Origin of the sequence: Leeuwenhoekiella polynyae (genome assembly GCF_004104075.1) — a bacterium.
GTDB lineage: Bacteria > Bacteroidota > Bacteroidia > Flavobacteriales > Flavobacteriaceae > Leeuwenhoekiella > Leeuwenhoekiella polynyae.
Map to the genome: position 1 here is coordinate 1 of NZ_QOVK01000041.1, position 3,454 is coordinate 3,454.

At 43.9% G+C, this 3,454-nt stretch carries 1 protein-coding gene; it reads right to left on the reverse strand.

Going from position 1 to position 3,454, the window contains the following annotated elements; translation table 11 throughout:
• On the reverse strand, positions 1–3,454 hold a 3,454-nt coding region (locus DSM02_RS20255; protein WP_128767286.1), incomplete at both ends, for an Ig-like domain-containing protein.

Here is a 3,454-nt window from a genome sequence, read left to right on the forward strand (position 1 = left end):
CTTCTACTTCTAATTCTCCATCAGCATTGATGGTATACGTGATTCCGTCATCTACCAACCCATCTGTGATCGGTAAGGTTCCGTTTGCATCCAGATAATAATTGAAGCTTCCGTTTAAAGTAGTAGTGGGTACAATGTTTAAGATTTCAGGAATACAAATAGGAAGGTCTAAACCAAGTACGGTGATATCTCCAGATTCCGGTAAGGGATTCACCGTAACTTCAACAGCTACCCGAGCTGATTCTTCGGCGCAGCCTGCTACAAATGAAGAGACATAAAAGCTTGTATCTTCAGTTAAAACCGGTGTGGTAAAAGCATCTCCACTGGCTACTGTTGCTAATAAATTTCCTCCCACTTCAGCATCATACCAGCGTAATTCTGCTCCCGCAGTATCAGTTGTTGCTACCAGATCGGCAGTACCTCCCTCACAAACTTCTACATCCTGAGAAGCAGCAGCAATTACCGGAATACCCGAAGTGATGGTCACTTCATGCAGGTCTAAGCTTTGTGACGTACTCACCCCTAAAAGGGAAGATAAGCGCACTACCACGCGATCTGCCGGTGCTGATATATCAAAAGGAACGTCTGCAACAGCTCCGTCTTGTAATAGCCCTAATAAATCAAGACTCAAAAGTGAGGCTAAATTTGAAGAGGAAACTAATGTGGTACCATTATAGGCTTCAAATACTATATTATTTGCAACACCAAGAGCTAATAACGCAGGGCTTACTTTTAAACTCACCTTGAAATCCTCGTTAGCTTGTGTTGCGCTGGCAAAATAGATTTCTTGCTCTACTGAAGCTGCTACACTTACAACACCAAGATTTAATTGAGAAAAGGTTAAAGGATCACCATCTATGGCATTATTTGGATTTGTAACACCTGAGCCTAAAAGACCTAAACCACTTACATCAAAAGTTGTAAAAGAGGGTGCATTACAAATTGTTGAATCTATGGTAAGTTCATTTGTGGTTGCATCTGAACTGCTGTTTCCTAATGCATCGGTAGCAGTAGCAACCACATCATAAGTCCCTTCAGCTAGAGCTGTAGGTATATCTAAGGTCCAGGTATTATCGCCATTATCAGTCAAGTTACCGTCTCCTTCAGTATAGGTTACTCCATTTAAAGTTACAGTCAAATCATCTGCGGAATCTGCAGTTCCGATAATTCTCGGTGTGGTATCGCTGGTGGTTAAAAAGTCTACTGTTGGAACTGTGGGCGCAGCAGTATCAATGGTCAATTCATCTACAGTTGCATCCATCGAAGTATTGCCAGCAGCATCAGTCGAAGTGGCCATCACATCATACGTACCATCAGTTAGGGTATTTCCTGCCGGAATTACCAATGTCCAGGTATCATCGCCGTTATCGGTTAAGTTTCCATCACCTTCTGTATACGTTACTCCATCAACCACAACAGTTAAATTATCTGCGGAATCTGCAGTTCCCGTTATTGTAGGGGTAGGATTATTTGTTATAAGCAGGTCTACCGTTGGAGCTGTGGGCGCAGCAGTATCAATGGTCAATTCGTCAACTGTCGCATCCATCGAAGTATTGCCAGCCGCATCGGTGGCTGTAGCCATCACGTCATACGTACCATCGGCTAAAGCATTTCCTGCCGGAATCACCAAACTCCACGTATCATCTCCATTATCGGTTAAGTTGCCGTCTCCTTCGGTATAAGTCATACCGTCAACAACAACAGTCAAGTCATCTGCGGAATCTGCAGTACCCGTTATGGTAGGGGTAGGATTATTTGTTGTAAGCAAGTCTACCGTTGGAGTTGTGGGAGCAGCAGTATCTATAGTCAATTCATCAACTGTCGCATCCATCGAAGTATTGCCAGCCGCATCGGTAGCAGTAGCCATTACATCATACGTACCATCAGTTAGGGTATTCCCTGCCGGAATAACCAACGTCCATGTGTCATCGCCGTTATCGGTTAAGTTTCCGTCTCCTTCAGTGTAGGTTACTCCATTAACCACAACAGTCAAATCATCTTCGGAATCTGCAGTACCAGTAATTGTAGGAGTGCTGTCATTCGTTGTCAAGAAATCTACAGTAGGAATTGCCGGTGCAGTAAGGTCTATGGTAAGTTCGCCATTTGTTGGATCTGTAGCAGATTGTATACCTTGAGTCGCTGTGGCAGTCACATCGTAAACACCTTCTCCTAAAGTTACCGGGATAACCAGCGTCCAGGTATCATCTCCGTTATCGGTTAAGTTACCGTCTCCTTCAGTATATGTTGTGCCGTCTACACTAACTGTCAAATCATCTACTGAATCTGCGGTACCGGTGATTGTAGGGCTTGTATTATTTGTCACCTGACTAACAACTGTAGGGGTTGTAGGGAGAGTTGTATTGATAACCAGTTCGTCAACGGTAACATCTGAGTTGCTGTTGCCGGCAGTATCTGTAGCGGTAGCCGCAACATCATAAGTTCCGTCTACAAGTTCATTTCCTGAAGGAACAACCAGCGTCCAGGTATCATTAGCATTATCGGTTAAATTTCCGTCACCTTCAGTATAAGTCACTCCGTTTAAAGTTACGGTTAGGTCATCAGCAGAATCTGCAGTTCCCGTAACCATTGGCGTGGTATCACTAGTCTCCTGAGTATTTACTGTGGGCACAGTAGGAGGCGTTGTGTCGATGGTAAGTTCATCAGTAGTTCCATCGGTAGCAGTGTTACCTGCCGTATCTGAAGCTACTGCCACTACATCATATGTCGAATCGGCTAAAGCATTTGCTGCCGGTATGGTCAGACTCCAGGTATCATCACCATTGTCTATTAAATTACCATCTCCCTCAGTGTACGTTATCCCGTCTACAGTTACTGTCAACTCATCTGCTGAATCTGCAGTCCCTGTTATGGTAGGCGTATTATTATTCGTGGTTAGGAAATCAACTGTGGGAATTGTAGGGGGCGTATCATCAATCGTATAGCTTAAAGAAGTTTGTACTGTAGTTTCACAGAGCAGTAAATTTTGAGAAGTTATCTGGGCTTCAATGGTTAAATCATCATCAGCAAGCAGCTGAGCTCCGGGAACATTTACCGAAAATGTTAAATCTGCGGCAACAGTGGTATCGTAGTCAAACGTATTAACGGTTACCGTTACTGCATCTCCGCTTTGTGCATCTCCACCTACGGTCCCGCTGATAGAAATGGTAGAGCCAATCTCGGCAGTGTTAAGTACATTATCTGCCGTAATTGAATTTAATGCTATTATAGGCTGAGGACCTCCATCAAGTGTAACTTCGGCCACTTTTAGATCTCCCGGTGCATTCTCACAACCAGTTACCGCATCCACTAAACTCACATATACTGTAAACGGACTATCAGCTTCGGTCAATCCTTCTACTTCTAATTCTCCATCAGCATTGATGGTATACGTGATTCCGTCATCTACCAACCCATCTGTGATCGGTAAGGTTCCGTTTGCATCCAGATAATAATC